This window comes from Salinibacterium sp. NSLL17 (assembly GCF_015864935.1).
GTDB lineage: Bacteria > Actinomycetota > Actinomycetes > Actinomycetales > Microbacteriaceae > Rhodoglobus.
This window is the reverse complement of the sequence record NZ_JADYWH010000001.1, coordinates 1,463,851-1,478,392: the sequence shown is the minus strand read 5'-3', so window position 1 is coordinate 1,478,392 and position 14,542 is coordinate 1,463,851. Positions and strand designations below refer to the sequence as shown.

Annotated in this window: 13 protein-coding genes; 3 read left to right on the top strand and 10 right to left on the bottom strand. The window is 62.3% G+C overall.

The window, feature by feature from the left end:
• The first annotated feature begins 35 nt into the window (after window positions 1-35).
• On the top strand, window positions 36-986 hold the full coding sequence (locus tag I6E51_RS07230) for a LysR family transcriptional regulator (RefSeq protein ID WP_197105817.1): 951 nt from the start codon (window positions 36-38) through the stop codon (window positions 984-986).
• A gap of 34 nt (window positions 987-1,020) precedes the next feature.
• Here I6E51_RS07230 and I6E51_RS07225 read toward each other — a convergent pair whose 3' ends face one another.
• The 7 genes from I6E51_RS07225 to recO all read right to left on the bottom strand — a co-directional run bounded on the left by I6E51_RS07225 (window position 1,021) and on the right by recO (window position 8,275).
• A complete protein-coding gene (locus tag I6E51_RS07225; protein ID WP_197109838.1) occupies window positions 1,021-2,175 on the bottom strand; it encodes a cysteine desulfurase family protein in 1,155 nt (384 codons plus the stop codon).
• Window positions 2,175-3,032, bottom strand: coding sequence for a carboxylating nicotinate-nucleotide diphosphorylase (nadC, locus tag I6E51_RS07220; RefSeq protein ID WP_197109837.1), 858 nt, complete (start codon window positions 3,030-3,032; stop codon window positions 2,175-2,177). The genes I6E51_RS07225 and nadC overlap by 1 nt, the downstream gene beginning before the upstream one ends.
• Window positions 3,029-4,594, bottom strand: a complete 1,566-nt coding sequence (nadB, locus tag I6E51_RS07215; RefSeq protein ID WP_197105820.1) for an L-aspartate oxidase — start codon at window positions 4,592-4,594, stop codon at window positions 3,029-3,031. Before nadB ends, nadC begins: the two co-directional genes overlap by 4 nt.
• Before the next feature lie 2 nt (window positions 4,595-4,596).
• Window positions 4,597-5,886 (bottom strand): quinolinate synthase NadA, encoded by a 1,290-nt coding sequence (gene nadA, locus I6E51_RS07210; protein ID WP_197109836.1) that lies wholly within the window; start codon window positions 5,884-5,886, stop codon window positions 4,597-4,599.
• Window positions 5,873-6,589, bottom strand: a complete 717-nt coding sequence (locus tag I6E51_RS07205; RefSeq protein ID WP_197109835.1) for an NUDIX domain-containing protein — start codon at window positions 6,587-6,589, stop codon at window positions 5,873-5,875. The genes nadA and I6E51_RS07205 overlap by 14 nt, the downstream gene beginning before the upstream one ends.
• Window positions 6,590-6,737: 148 nt before the next feature.
• Window positions 6,738-7,550 (bottom strand): isoprenyl transferase, encoded by an 813-nt coding sequence (locus tag I6E51_RS07200; RefSeq protein ID WP_197109834.1) that lies wholly within the window; start codon window positions 7,548-7,550, stop codon window positions 6,738-6,740.
• A complete protein-coding gene (gene recO, locus I6E51_RS07195) occupies window positions 7,547-8,275 on the bottom strand; it encodes a DNA repair protein RecO (protein ID WP_197105824.1) in 729 nt (242 codons plus the stop codon). The genes I6E51_RS07200 and recO overlap by 4 nt, the downstream gene beginning before the upstream one ends.
• A gap of 157 nt (window positions 8,276-8,432) precedes the next feature.
• On the opposite strand from recO, the gene I6E51_RS07190 reads away from it, so the two are divergent.
• Both I6E51_RS07190 and I6E51_RS07185 read left to right on the top strand, forming a co-directional pair.
• Window positions 8,433-9,179, top strand: a complete 747-nt coding sequence (locus I6E51_RS07190; RefSeq protein ID WP_197109833.1) for an SDR family oxidoreductase — start codon at window positions 8,433-8,435, stop codon at window positions 9,177-9,179.
• Between the two features lie 405 nt (window positions 9,180-9,584).
• Window positions 9,585-10,247, top strand: a complete 663-nt coding sequence (locus I6E51_RS07185) for a trimeric intracellular cation channel family protein (RefSeq protein WP_197109832.1) — start codon at window positions 9,585-9,587, stop codon at window positions 10,245-10,247.
• A 115-nt stretch (window positions 10,248-10,362) separates the two neighbouring features.
• Here the strand turns inward: I6E51_RS07185 and leuA are convergent, their stop codons facing one another.
• From leuA to I6E51_RS07170, 3 genes are all read right to left on the bottom strand, one after another.
• Window positions 10,363-12,141, bottom strand: a complete 1,779-nt coding sequence (gene leuA, locus I6E51_RS07180; RefSeq protein ID WP_197105827.1) for a 2-isopropylmalate synthase — start codon at window positions 12,139-12,141, stop codon at window positions 10,363-10,365.
• A 190-nt stretch (window positions 12,142-12,331) separates the two neighbouring features.
• A complete protein-coding gene (gene era, locus I6E51_RS07175) occupies window positions 12,332-13,231 on the bottom strand; it encodes a GTPase Era (protein WP_197105828.1) in 900 nt (299 codons plus the stop codon).
• On the bottom strand, window positions 13,228-14,538 hold the full coding sequence (locus I6E51_RS07170) for a hemolysin family protein (RefSeq protein WP_197109831.1): 1,311 nt from the start codon (window positions 14,536-14,538) through the stop codon (window positions 13,228-13,230). The genes era and I6E51_RS07170 overlap by 4 nt, the downstream gene beginning before the upstream one ends.
• Between the last annotated feature and the right edge of the window lie 4 nt (window positions 14,539-14,542).

The following is a 14,542-nucleotide window of genomic DNA, read 5'->3' as shown; positions in this document are numbered from 1 at the left end:
GGATACCAACGATCACGTTTAGTTATGCTTGGTCGATGGACACCACGCCAGACCTTCTCTCGCTGCGCATCGTTCGTGCGATTTCTGAACACGGCACGATCAGCGAAGCGGCCCGCGTTCTCGGCTACAGCCAGCCCGCCCTCAGCCAACACCTCACTCGCGCCCAGTCGCGACTCGGGCTCGCGCTTGTAGTGCGCTCGGGCCGCGGGGTGCGCCTCACCGAAGCCGGCCGCGCCCTCGCCAGTCACGCCGTCACGGTACTCAATGCGGTGGATGCGGCGAGCGCCGAACTCGCAGAGTTAGCCGGTCTCTCGAGCGGAACGGTGCGCATCGCAGCGTTCCCGACGGCGTCGTCGACGCTCGTGCCGCGGTTGATTCGTCAGTTGCGGCAGCAGCATCCGAATTTGACGGTGAATTATGTCGAGGCTGAGCCTCCGCAGGCGCTGCAGCTGTTGCGGGACGGTTCAGCGGATCTCGCAATCACATTCTCCTACCCGGAGGACCGTGCCGACCCGCACTTGTCGCGTGATGGCGGCCACACGACGGTGCCACTGTTCACGGAGCCGGTGGTGCTGGTGCTCCCTGACACTCACCCCCTAGCGAATGCCGACAGCGTGAGCCTGGCCGATCTTGCGAACGACGCGTGGATTGCGGGCTGTGCCCTCTGTCGCGGTCATTTGCTTGCCCTGTGCAATATCGAGGGTTTCGCCCCAGAGATTGGGTTGGAGACGGATAACGCTCTCGCGGTACTGAGCTTTGTCTCCCGCGGGCTGGGGGTGGCGCTTCTCCCCCAGCTAGCGCTGTCGTCACTGACGCTGCCGGAGGGCGTGAGCATCCATGCCCCGCAGCCCTCGAGTGAGCGCACCATTCAGTACGTCATTCAGCCGGGGGCAACGCGGATCCCGAGCGTGGCGACGACTATTGCAACGTTGACCGCGTTGGGTGGAGATGTCTGGGGCCTGAAGGACTACCCGGCGCAGGGGTAACTACGAAACTGGTGCGTGCGGTACTGCCGAGGCGCTACTGAGAGAGCGAGCGAACCGCCCGGTAGGCCGTTTCGATCTCGGCGGCGACCGTGGTGAGCTGTTCGGCTGTCGTATCCCCACTGAGACTAAACCGCACCGCCGTTTGGGCGATCGCTTCGTCAATGCCGATCGCGGTCAGCACGTGCGAGACATCGTCGCTGCCCACGGCACACGCCGAACCGGCTGAACAAATGATGCCAGCGCGACCGAGCTCGAGCAGGAGGGATTCTCCGCTGGTGCCGGGGAAGCAGAATGAGGCATTGTTGGGGAGACGGGTGGGTGTGGCAGCCAACGCTGGCCCTGTAAAGATCGCAGCGGGAACCCGCGCCAGCACATCGGCGACGAAGTCATCCCGCAACCGCGCGACGCCACGAGCACGCTCAGCCCGGTCGGTCTCGGCGAGCGCGAGGGCATGAGCGAATCCAACAGCCCCTGCGACGTTTTCGGTGCCCGAGCGCTTGCCGCGCTCCTGGCCTCCCCCGTGCAACACGGGCTCGAGGCTGCGACGCCCCTTGACCATCAGTACGCCGATGCCTTTGGGCGCGCCGAGCTTGTGTCCCGACAGGCTGAGGGCAGCGACGCCCAGCCCGGCAACGTCGAGCGGCAGCCAGCCGGCGGCTTGCACGGCGTCCGTGTGCAGGGGCACCCCGTGTGTGCGGCAGAGTTCGGCCAGTGCGGCGATGGGCTGCACGGCACCGATCTCGTTGTTGGCGTACATGACCGTGCAGAGCGTGGTGTCGGGGCGCAGGGCATCCCGAGCATCGTCAAGGTTGATAAGACCTTGGCCGTTTACCGGCAACACAGTGACCTCGAACCCGTGAATGCGCTTGAGATAGTCAACAGACTCCAGCACAGCCTCATGCTCGATCGCACTCGTCACGATGTGGCGTCCACGTGGCTCGGCCAGCGCGAGGCCCTTGATGGCGAGGTTGTCTGACTCCGTACCGCCCGACGTGAAGACGACATCGGATGCCCGGCACCCCAGCGACGCGGCAACACTCGTGCGGGCGGCATCCAGGGCCCGCTTCGCGGACTCCCCCAGCTCGTGATGGCTGGATGGGTTACCGAAGTCTCCCGTCAGCAGCGGCCACATCGCTTCAAGCACCTCACGGCGCACGGGTGTGGTTGCTGCGGAGTCGAGAAAAATCATTAGTGTGCTGCGCTCACCGCAATGTCGAGACCCAGGTCGAGCGAACGAACGCTGTGCGTGAGGGCCCCTACCGAGATGACATCAACGCCGGTTGCGGCAATCGCGGCAATGGTGTCGAGGTTCACGCCTCCGCTGGCCTCGACGATTGCGCGGCCGGCCACGAGCTCGACACCCGCACGCAGATCTTCGAGCGAGAAGTTGTCGAGCATGATGGTGTCGACGCCCGCCGAGACGACAGTTTCAACCTGGTCGAGCCGATCCACCTCGACCTCAAGGTGAGTGGTGTGACCGATCCGCGCACGAGCCTGGCGGATGGCCTCGCCGAGATCGATACCCGCGGCAGCAAGAACTGCGAGGTGATTATCTTTGGCCATCACGGCATCCGAGAGACTGAAGCGGTGGTTGTGGCCGCCGCCCGAACGCACAGCGTGGCGTTCGAGAGCTCGGAGGCCCGGAGTCGTCTTGCGCGTATCAACAACCCGCGCGTGAGTGCCCGCCACCTGCGCGACGTATGCCGCGGTCTGGGTGGCGATTCCCGACATCCGCTGGCTGAGGTTGAGAGCGATGCGCTCCGCCCGCAAAACGGCGCGGGCGTTACCGGACACCGAAGCGAGTTGCTGGCCGGCGGTGAACGAGTCGCCATCACTGGCCTGCAGCGTGACCTCAGCCTGAGCATCCACCAGCTGGAAGGTGCGAGCGAAGACATCGAGGCCACTGGCGACCCCCGCCTCACGCGCATTGAGCACGGCGGTGGCGGTGGCGTCTTCGGGCACGAACGCATCGCTCGTGATGTCACCCCACGGCGCATCTTCGGCGAGGGCCATCAGGATGACATTGTCAACGAGCTGCTGATTCATCGCTTGATCGTTTCTGCTTGGTCTTCTGCCGGGATGAAGTCGCCCGCTACGTTGACTGCCGCCCAGCGCGTGGAGAACGCGAGCTCTTCGCGGGTCTCCGGGTAGTCGGTGCGCTCGTGGGCTCCGCGCGATTCCTTACGGCGGAGCGCCGCGACGACGACGAGGCGTGCGAGGTCGAGCAGGTTCGCGTTCTCGGCGCCCTCGACCGTGTTGGATTCAGAGTGCCAGCTCGCCAAGATCGCGGAGGCTTCTTCGAGGCGGGTAGCGTCCCGCTCAAGACCAACGTGGCTCCACATCAGTTCACGCAACTGATCGCGTGTGAATGGCTCTTTGCCCGTGATCTCGAACTGCGGCTCGAGCGCGTCAACCTCGATGGCCCGCTGGGGCTCATTGAGAGCATCCGCAGCACGCCAGGCGAAAACGAGTGATTCGAGGAGAGAGTTGGAGGCGAGACGGTTGGCTCCGTGCACACCGGTGCAGGATGCCTCCCCCACGGCATAGAGACCGCGCACGCTCGTGCGGCCGTCGATGTCGGTGCGGATGCCGCCCATCCAGTAGTGCGCAGCCGGCGTCACGGGAATCGGCGCTGTGCCCCAATCGAAGCCGTGCTCTTCGCAGACCTCGCTGATGCCGGGGAATCGCTTCGCGAGAAACTCGGAACCGAGGGCGGTGGCATCGAGCATGATCGGTCGCCCGCCCTGCTTTTCCATGGCGCGAGCGATACCGCGGGCGACGACATCGCGCGGGGCGAGTTCACCATCGGGGTGCACGTCGAACATGAAGCGCTTGCCATTCTCGTCGAGCAGGGTTGCGCCCTCGCCGCGAACCGCCTCGGAGACGAGCGGGTTGCCGGGCACCGCGAGCGATGTCGGGTGGAACTGGAAGAATTCGACATCGGCGAGAGCGGCACCAGCGCGGTAGGCGGCAGCAACACCGTCACCTGTAGTGACGAACGGGTTCGTGGTGTGCTTGTAGAGCTGGCCTGCTCCACCACTCGCGAGAACGACAATGTCGCCGTCAATGACGCGCGAGTTGCCGTCGGGAGCAATGACGTCGATACCGGTGACGCGCGGCGTGCCGTCGGCATCCGTCTCCGTCACCAGATCGCGCATGAACGTGTACGCATAGGTCTCGACGGCCAGCGCTCGAACCGCCCGCAAAAGGGCGACTTCGATGGCGAGCCCCGTTGCATCTCCGCCAGCGTGGATGACGCGCCGCGACGAGTGCGCCGCTTCGTGTCCCCGAGCGAGCTCACCGTTGGCAATGCGGTCGAACTCCACTCCGAGAGAGATGAGTTCTTGCACGCGCAACGGGCCCTCGCTGCACAACACTTCCACGGCATCCCGCTCGCACAGTCCCGCGCCAGCGATCATCGTGTCAGAGACGTGACTGGCCACGGTGTCATCGGGGAACAGCACAGCAGCAATACCGCCCTGGGCGTACTTGGTGTTGCTCTCCGCGAGCTCCGACTTGGTCACGAGGACCACTTCGTGGTGAGCACTTGCGCGGTAGGCGGTGATGAGACCGGCAATACCTGTGCCGACAACAATGACCCGTGCCATGGTTACGCTTCTTTCGTCGTTACCGGTGGCTTCGCGGCGAGCATCCGCTCCAAGGCCACACGAGCCGGTACTGCCACATCGTCAGCAACAGTGATCTGGTTGAGAACTTCACCGCGAACGAGGCCCTCAAGCACCCACGCGAGGTAGCCAGGGTGAATGCGGTACATCGTTGAACACGGGCACACGACCGGGTCGAGACAGAAGATCGTGTGTTGCGGGTGTTCGGCAGCGAGGCGGTTGACCATGTTGATCTCGGTGCCAATCGCGAACGTTGTCGGTTCGGTCGCAGCAGCAACAGCCTTCTGGATGTAGTCGGTCGACCCCGCCTCGTCCGCGGCATCCACAACGGGCATCGGGCACTCGGGGTGCACGATCACGCGAACACCGGGGTGCTCGGCGCGAGCTTGCTCGATCTGGCCAACATTGAAGCGCTTGTGCACACTGCAGAAGCCGTGCCAGAGCACAACCTTCGCTTCGTCAAGGGTCTCAGCGTCGTTGCCGCCGAGAGGCTTGTTCGGGTTCCACATCGGCATGAGATCGGTCGAAATGCCCATCTTCTTCGCCGTGTTGCGACCCAAGTGCTGGTCGGGGAAGAACAGCACGCGCTGACCGCGCTCGTACGCCCACTCCAGCACGGTTGTGGCGTTCGAGCTTGTGCAGACGATTCCACCGTTGCGACCGCAGAAACCCTTGAGCGCAGCAGACGAGTTCATATACGTCACGGGGATGATCGGCACGCGGCCATCGGCATCCGGCTCGGTTCCGTAAATTTCGGTGAGCTGTTCCCAGCACTCCTCTACGGAATCGATGTCGGCCATGTCGGCCATCGAACAACCGGCAGCGAGGTTCGGGAGAATGACCGCCTGATCAGAGCGAGCGAGGATGTCGGCGGTTTCGGCCATAAAGTGCACGCCACAGAAAATAATGGCTTCGGCATTGGGCACGGTTTGGGCGGCGTTGGCGAGTTGGAACGAGTCGCCGAGGAAGTCGGCGTGCTGCACAACTTCATCGCGCTGATAGAAGTGGCCAAGGATGACAGCACGGTCGCCGAGGGTCGCTTTGGCAGCGACGATGCGAGCGTGGAGGTCTTCGTTGGAAGCCTTCTGGTATTCGACAGGCAACTGGCCCTGACGAGGTGCTCCCGTGGGGATGACGTCGCCCATCGAAGCCCCTGGCCCATAGCTCGGAACACCCAGATCGAAGGTCCACGGACCATCGGCTAGCTCAGGCGCACAGGTTTCCCCGTCGCCCGTCTTCGTGATGCGCTGAATAGTCGAATCAATGGATGACACGAGTGCTCCCTGTCTTTAAGCGGCCGAGCGGGCCATTGTCAACGAGCTCAACGCCCTCGTCATAGCGGTACAACCTCGGAGGCCGGTGACGCCCTCCCGAGACAACGTGATCAGTGGGAACCAGTGAACCCGAATTCTCAATCTGACGACGGAAATTGGCGGGATCGAGCTGCTTTTGCAACACAGCCTCGTGCACGATGCGCAGTTCACTCAGAGTAAAAGTCTCCCCCAGGAAGGCCCGGGCGATGCGCGAGTATTCCATCTTGGTGCGGAGGCGCCAGAGCGCGTAGTCGACGATAACGTTGTGATCGAAGGCCAACTCGGGCAGGTTGTCTGCCGGGAACCAGCGCACATTCTCACCCTCGGTAGCCCGGTCTGCCTCCTCTTGGCGCACGAGCGCCCAGTAGACAATCGACACCGCGCGAGATCCAATCGAACGCTCAACATCACCAAAGGCGTAGAGCTGTTCGAGGTAAGCCGGCTCGAGAGCGGTTGTCTCAAGCAAGTTGCGGGCGGCTGCGTCTTCGAGGCTCTCGTGGTTGTCGACCCAACCACCGGGCAACGCCCACTGACCGGCATAGGGTTCGCGGGTGCGACGCACCAATGGAATCCACAGCGCGCTCTCCCCCGACTCGGGAATGGGGCGCAGCGCAAAAATCACGGTGGACACCGCGAGCGAAATTGCTTGCTCGTTCTGTTGCATCGCCACTCCCTTCGGTAAGAGTCATGCTGACCTGAACACAGAATACACCTTAAAGTCACCCTGACCAAAAGGGGTGACTAGCGCTCACCAACAGTTCAGCTCCCCCGAAGGGATCGCAGAGAGAAGTGCCTCCAAGTAGGCAGTGGTGTTAGCTAGCGTCACCCGTCGGCGCATCGACTGCGCCACCGAAGCGGCGCGAGCGGCCAGCATAAATCTCGATTGCGCGCCACAAATCTTCGCGCGTGAAATCTGGCCACAGCGTATCCAAGAAGACCATCTCGGCATACGCGCTCTGCCAGGGCATGAAGTTGCTCATCCGCTGCTCCCCCGACGACCGCACGAACAGGTCGACGTCAGGCAATTGAGGCTGATACAGACGCTTCTGGATGAGCTTCTCCGAGACGGCGGACGGCTTCAATTTGCCCGCCGCAACGTCATCAGCAATCGAACGCACAGCATCCGCAATCTCGTTACGGCCGCCATAGTTGACGCACATCGTGAGCGTCAGAGTGCTGTTCTTCTCCGTAAGCTTCTCGGCAAATTGCAGCTCTTTGATGACCGACGTCCACAGGCGCGGGCGTCGCCCTGCCCACCGCACGCGCACGCCCCACTCGTTGAGCTGATCTCGGCGACGGTGCAGCACGTCGCGGTTGAAACCCATGAGAAAGCGCACCTCTTCGGGCGAGCGACTCCAATTTTCAGTCGAGAAGGCATACACGCTGACATGTTTGACCCCGATCTGGATGGCACCAGCCACCACATCGAGCAGACTCGCCTCGCCCGCCTTGTGGCCTTCCACCCGCGTCAGCCCGCGAGCATTCGCCCAGCGACCATTGCCGTCCATCACAATCGCAATGTGCTCAGGAACAGAGCCCTTCGGCATCACCGGAGGTTGGATGCCCGTCCAGTCAAGAGGACGAAACTCGACGGCATCTTTGTGAGTTTTCGCTACGCGGCTCATGCGCTCCGATCCACATGCTGAATGGAGCGAAGACTGCGCTCCAAATGAAACTGGGTGTACGCGGCAACGACGCCACTTGCTTGGGAACGCGACCGTTCTTCCGAGGCTTCCGCGACATCCCACTGGCCGGCGAGCAACGCGCCGAGCAGCTCAAGAGTGTCGGGGCTGAGTCGTGGCGACCCGGGCGGGGCAACCTCGTCGGCAACCACACCGCCCATCTGCGCCACAAAAACCGAATGCGGCCCGGGAGCGCCCGTCACCGCGCAGTCGACAAAACTCGGTGCCCAGCCCGCAATCGAGAGGCTGCGCAGGAGGTACGAGTCAAGAGTGAGACTCGGGTTGTGCTCGCGCCGCGAGAGAGACCGCAGCGCGCCAACCAGCAAGAGGTATTGCTGCAACGAGCCGTCGTCATCCGTGACTTTGTCAGCCGTTTCGACCATCACGCTCGCCGCGGTATAGCTCGCATAGTCGGCCGTAATCTCTGAACCATACGACCCCAACGATTCAGCCTGCTGGATGATGTCGAGACTGCGACCGATATAGCACTGGATGTCGGCGACCATGAAGGGTTCCAGCCGCGCGCCAAACTTGGAGGCAGTACGACGCACCCCTTTGGCTACCGCGCGGATCTTGCCGTGCTCACGCGACAGCATGGTGACGATGCGGTCAGCTTCCCCCAGCTTGTGGGTGCGCAGCACGACGGCTTCATCACGATAAGTTGGCACTCCACAAGTATCCTCCGCTTGTCGCAAGTTTGCTGAGCGACGGACCGCAGAGACGCCGTTTCACTCAGCGCCCTGCCCACGGAGCTCTGCGCGCAGTACATTGTGCACAGCGGTGATCGCCGGCACCCCATGCCCGTTGCCGCAGGGAGGCGATCTCATGATTCTCGTTACCGGCGCGACCGGCGCCCTCGGCAGACCAACCGTGGAGCTACTCCGCGCCGCCGGCCATGCCGTGCGCTCGCTCAGCCGCCGCGCCAGCGGCACCCCGGACACCGTCGTCGCCGACCTCGCCACCGGCATCGGACTGTCGGATGCTCTCGCCGGAGTCACCACGGTCGTGCACCTTGCCTCGGGCGCGAATGCCCACGACTCGCAGCACACCCGGAATCTCCTGGATGCCCTCGTTGCCCATCCTGTTGAGCACCTCATCTTCATGTCGATTGTCGGCGTCGATAAACACGCGTTCGCGTACTACCGCGACAAGCACCTCAGCGAGCAACTGATCGCCGCGTCAGGTACTCCCTACTCGATCCTTCGCGCCACCCAGTTTCATAGTTTCGTTGCCGGGCTGTTGAGAGCTCAGCGATGGTCTCCGGTGACGATCGTGCCCGCGTTCACCATGCAGCCCGTCGCTGTCGAGGAAGTCGCCGAGCGTCTGGTCGAACTCGTGGATGCTGGTCCCGCCCAACGCGTCGCTGACTTCGCAGGCCCAGAACAGCTGGAATTCCGCGAGCTGGCGCGGCAGTGGAATGTCGCGCACGGCCGCCGCCGCCCAACGTGGGCGCTGCCCCTGCCCGGTCCCGTCGGACGGTCTTTCGCTCGCGGCGACCACCTCGGCACACCCTCAGGTGCTGGCCACACGACATTCGCTCAGTATGCGGAGAACGCCGCAGCCTCGGGCTGACGCTTCTGCGCGTGTGCCGCTCTGAACGTCGATCCTGTCGGAAACTCAGGAGATCGGCGAAGGTTCCGAATCCCGAAGCGCACAAACTCGGGCTCCTCATACTCCGCCCGCCCGCTTTTCCTGAGTTTCCAACGTGGGCCGGGCCGAAAGTGCGCGCGTGGCCGAGTGCGCGCGTGGCCGAGTGGGTGCGTGGCCGAGAGAGCACGTCGGCGGCTCGGGAGCAGCGCAGCAGCAGCAGCAGGGTCGAGGGAAGCACGTCAGGAGCGTGACGGCGCGGCTGGTCGGCAGCGCGGCTGGTCGGCAGCGTGACAGCGCGGCGGGTCGGCACTAGCGGTTCACCCGGCGATTGCAGGCTTGCCCAGAGCACAACTGCGCCGCCCGCCTGGCGCGTGGTACGAATGGTGCGTGAACGAGACTTTCGAGATTCCGCTGTGGGCGGGGCTGTTAGCGGTCGGCGTCGGAGCAATGCAGGGCGCGATGTTTGCCGCCCAGTTTCGTGATCGCCGTCTAGATCTCCTCGGCGTCGCCATTATTGGCATTTCATCGGGTTTCGGCGGCGGCATGGTGCGCGACATCGTGCTTTCTGAAGTGCCCGCCGTGCTCTCCACCAACTGGTACCTCTTGGTCGCGACCGGGGCCGCTCTCTTCGGGATGCTACTCGAACGCCTCATCGCCCGGTTGGGTCCGCTCGTTACGCTGCTCGATGCCCTGACGATTGGCTTGTTTGGCGCGATCGGCACTACCAAAGCGCTTGCAATGGGATTACCCGATGTCCCGGCCATTTTTGTGGGGGTCATTTCCGCCGTCGGTGGTTCCATTCTGCGGGACATGCTGCTCTCAATGCCGATTGCGCTCATGCACGTGGGGTCGCTCTACGCGGTGGCCGCGGTATCAGGCACAACGAGTCTGGTAATCATGCGCAACTTTGACGTTCCCGTTCTTCTCGCCGCGTCAATCTGCGTCGGGATCACGGTGGGCGTGCGTGTGCTCGCAGTGCTCTTCAACTGGACCCTTCCCGAACAGCGCACCATCAACGGGATGCCCAGATTCCGTCGCTCGTCACGCTAACCAGCCTTCGCGTGAGCCTGCCAGCAAACCTTTGCCCCACGCTCATCCGCAGTACCGCCGTTAACGCACGAATGCCCGGCAGCGCTGAGCTGCCGGGCATTCGTGAAGCGCAGACCTAGCCTGCGACCAATTCTGATTCGGGAGCGTTCTGGGTCGCACGCACCCAACGGTTTACCGCTGAGACGATTGCCTTGAGCGACGCCCGCGAGATATCCCCGTCGATGCCGACGCCCCAGAGACGCTGGCCGTTGATGTCGAGCTCAACGTAGGCAGCAGCCTGCGCATTGCTTCCGGCACTCATGGTGTGCTCGACGTAGTCGTAGAGCTTCACTTCAATGCCTCGGCCCTGGGCGGACAGCATGCCCAAGAATGCATCAATCGGGCCGTTTCCGACGTGACTAGCATCGATCTCAGAGTCGTCGACGCGCAGGCGAGCCTCAAGGCTCACTTCGCCATCGTTGGCACTCGTCGCGCGAGTAGCGAGCAGTTCGTACCGCCCCCACTTCTGGTCCGCGTGATCTGCGGATGCCGGCAGGTATTCATCCTGGAACGAGGTCCAGATTTGTTCGCTCGAGACCTCGCCACCCTCGGAGTCGGTCTTCGACTGAACGACACCGCTGAATTCGATCTGCAGTTTGCGCGGCAGGTCGAGATTGTGGTCGGTCTTGAGCAAGTAAGCGACGCCGCCCTTGCCTGACTGCGAATTCACGCGCACGACGGCTTCGTAACCGCGGCCAACATCTTTGGGGTCAATCGGCAGGTACGGAACAGCCCAGACCAGCTCATTGACGTGCTTGCCTTCGCGTTCGGCCTGAGCCGCCATCGACTCGAAGCCCTTCTTGATGGCGTCTTGGTGCGATCCGCTGAAGGCCGTGTAGACGAGGTCGCCAGCCCACGGGCTGCGCTCGTGCACCTTCAACTGGTTGCAGTGCTCAGCGGTGCGGCGAATCTCGTCGAGGTCGCTGAAGTCGATTTGCGGGTCGATGCCCTGCGTGAAGAGGTTGAGGCCCAGCGCGACGAGGTCGACGTTTCCGGTGCGCTCCCCGTTTCCGAACAGGCAACCCTCGATCCGGTCAGCACCGGCCATGTAGCCGAGCTCTGCCGCAGCGATTCCGGTTCCGCGGTCGTTGTGCGGGTGCAGCGAGATGATGACGCTCTCACGGTGATTCACGTTGCGCGACATCCACTCAATGGAGTCGGCGTAGACGTTGGGGGTAGCCATTTCGACGGTGGCGGGCAGGTTCAGGATGACCTTGCGCTCCGGTGTGGGCTGGAATACTTCGAGCACCTGGTTGCAGATATCAACGGCGAACTCGAGCTCGGTGCCGGTGTAGCTCTCGGGCGAGTACTCGTAGTAGACGTCGGTCTCAGGAACCATTGCCTCGGATGCCTTACAGATGCGAGCGCCGTTGAGGGCGATGTCAATGATGCCCTGCTTGTCTTTGCGGAACACAACATCACGTTGCAGCACGCTCGTGGAGTTGTAGAGGTGAACGATTGCCTGCTTGGCGCCCTTGATTGATTCGTAGGTGCGCACAATCAGTTCTTCGCGAGCCTGCGTCAGCACCTGAATGGTGACGTCATCCGGGATCGCGTTGGTCTCAATAAGCGAGCGAACGAAATCGAAGTCGGTCTGGCTAGCCGAGGGGAACCCGACCTCAATCTCTTTGTAGCCCATCTTGACGAGCAGATCGAACATGATGCGTTTGCGTTCGGGGCTCATCGGGTCGATCAGAGCTTGGTTACCATCGCGCAGATCAACGGCACACCAGCGGGGTGCCTCGGTGATGCGCTTGGACGGCCACGTGCGGTCCGGCAGATCAACGGGGATGATCTCGTGATACGGACGGTACTTGTGGATCGGCATCGATGATGCGGACTGATTGTTCTTCATGGTGTGCTCCTGCTGTTCTCAAAGCCTTGTGGGCCACTCGTTACGGATCTGGTCAGCCAATGACAAACACCGCGACGAGGGAGGCCTTATTAGGACTCGTCGCGGCAGCTAAGGAGGAGCAGACCGAACAACACATTTTCAGACTAGCACTGCCCACGCCGCTACGAGTGATTGGTTACAGAACCGCGACTTAGAAGCCGAGGCGCCCTAGCTGCTTCGAGTCACGCTGCCACTCTTTGGCAACCTTGACTCGCAGCGAGAGGAAGATCTGCTTGCCGACGAGCTTCTCGATCTCCGCACGAGCGCGTGCCCCAACATCCTGAAGGCGCTCGCCACCCTTGCCGATAATGATGCCCTTTTGGCTATCGCGCTCGACGAAAATGTTGGCGAAGACTTCAAGAAGGTCTTTGTCGTCGCGCTCGATCATGTCGTCAATAGTGACGGCAATCGAGTGCGGCAGTTCATCCATAACGCCCTCGAGGGCGGCTTCACGAATGAGCTCAGCAACGCGCGACTCCGTCGACTCGTCGGTGACAGCGTCATCCGGATAGAGAGCGTTGGAGACCGGCATGAGCTTGACGAGCTCGGTGGAGAGAATGTCGAGCTGGATGCTGTCGAACGACGAGATCGGGATGATTTCGTCCCAGTCACGCAGCTCCGCTACGGCCTTCAATTGCTCGGCAACACCGGGGCGCGACGACGCATCGATCTTCGTGACAATCGCGACTTTCTTAGCCCGAGGGAAGGAATCCAACTGTTCGTTGATGTAGCGGTCGCCTGGACCGATCTTTTCGTTGGCCGGAATGCACAGGCCAATAACGTCAACTTCGCCGAGAGTGTCTTGCACGATTGAGTTGAGTCGCTCGCCGAGCAGCGTGCGCGGACGGTGCATACCGGGGGTGTCCACGATGATGAGCTGGCCGTCTTCACGATGCACGATCCCGCGGATGGCGCGGCGGGTGGTCTGCGGCTTCGATGACGTAATTGCCACCTTCTCCCCCACGAGCGCGTTCGTCAATGTGGATTTTCCCACGTTGGGTCGACCTACAAAGGTCACGAATCCTGCTCTGAATTCACTGGCGTCGGTCACTGTGATTCACCGTTCTCTCGTTCATTCGAGCGTGGGTCTTGCTGATTATCAAGCCAAGGGTCTCGCGAGACCAGCACTGTGCTGATGCGTTTGCGACGCCCCTCGGTACGTTCGGCGGTGAGCACGAGCCCGGAGTAGTGCGCAACAGCACCGCTCTCCGGCAGTCGCCCCAGCGTTTTCATGATGAGTCCACCAACCGAGTCAACTTCGTCATCGTCGAGTTCGAGGCCAAACAGGTCACCCAGCTCGTCGATCGGCAGTCGCGCGCTCACGCGGAACGTTCCGTCAGTCAACTCTTCGAACTCGGCAACTTCACGGTCGTACTCGTCAGAGATGTCACCAACAAGTTCTTCGATGAGGTCTTCCAACGAGACTAACCCCGCGATTCCACCATACTCATCGACGACCATGGCCAAGTGGTTCGATTCGAGCTGCATTTGCCGCAACAAACTGTCGGCACGTTGCGACTCGGGCACGAAGAGTGCCGGTCGTGCGAGTTCTTGAGTCGTCAGTTTGTCGGCTTCTGCCGGCTGTTCGTAGACGACACGGGCAACGTCGCGCAGGTAGAGCACGCCCATTACCTGATCGATATCTTCGCCGATCACTGGCACTCGCGATACGCCACGGCTCAGGAAGAGCCCCATGGCAGCACTGGCCGTGACCTCGGCCTCGACCGTCACCATGTCGGTGCGCGGAATCATGACCTCACGCACCACGGTGCTGTTGAACTCAAAGATCGAGTGGATGAGGTCACGATCATCCTGATCAAGAACTTCGTGTTCGGCGGCTTCATCCACCATGCTGAGCAGTTGTTCTTCACTCGAGAAGGTTGCCGTGCGGGGACGACCAGGCGTCACTCGATTGCCGAGCGCCACCAGCGCATCCGCGATCGGACCAAGGATGACGCGGATGCTGCGCACCAACGTCGCCGAGATCTGCAGCACCTTGCGAGAGTGCGCGCGTCCCACACTGCGGGGGCTGGAACCGACGAGCACAAACGATGCCCCGGTCATGATGAGCGCGCTGAGAAGCAGTACGAGCCACCACTGCTCGAACGCAGACGCGAAGACGAGGGTGACCAATACTGCCGCCGTGGTTTCCACAACAATGCGCATGAAATTGAGCGCGTTGATGTGAGCACCAGTGTCAACCGAGATCGCCATGATGGATTTTTGGGCGCGACTGCGCCCCGCAAGTTCGACGAGATCGCTGCGGCTCATCACCGTAAGCGCCGAGTCTGCGGCCGCGAGCAAACCACCAAGCGACACCAGCAGGATCGCCACGGTGATAAAAATGCCGATCAGCATGACC

Coding starts and splice junctions, on each gene's coding strand:
- I6E51_RS07230 (WP_197105817.1), top strand. CDS start 36: ATGGACACCACGCCAGACCTTCTCTCGCTGCGCATCGTTCGTGCGATT.
- I6E51_RS07225 (WP_197109838.1), bottom strand. CDS start 2,175: ATGATTTTTCTCGACTCCGCAGCAACCACACCCGTGCGCCGTGAGGTG.
- nadC (WP_197109837.1), bottom strand. CDS start 3,032: ATGAATCAGCAGCTCGTTGACAATGTCATCCTGATGGCCCTCGCCGAA.
- nadB (WP_197105820.1), bottom strand. CDS start 4,594: ATGGCACGGGTCATTGTTGTCGGCACAGGTATTGCCGGTCTCATCACC.
- I6E51_RS07205 (WP_197109835.1), bottom strand. CDS start 6,589: ATGCAACAGAACGAGCAAGCAATTTCGCTCGCGGTGTCCACCGTGATT.
- I6E51_RS07200 (WP_197109834.1), bottom strand. CDS start 7,550: ATGAGCCGCGTAGCGAAAACTCACAAAGATGCCGTCGAGTTTCGTCCT.
- I6E51_RS07190 (WP_197109833.1), top strand. CDS start 8,433: ATGATTCTCGTTACCGGCGCGACCGGCGCCCTCGGCAGACCAACCGTG.
- leuA (WP_197105827.1), bottom strand. CDS start 12,141: ATGAAGAACAATCAGTCCGCATCATCGATGCCGATCCACAAGTACCGT.
- I6E51_RS07170 (WP_197109831.1), bottom strand. CDS start 14,538: ATGCTGATCGGCATTTTTATCACCGTGGCGATCCTGCTGGTGTCGCTT.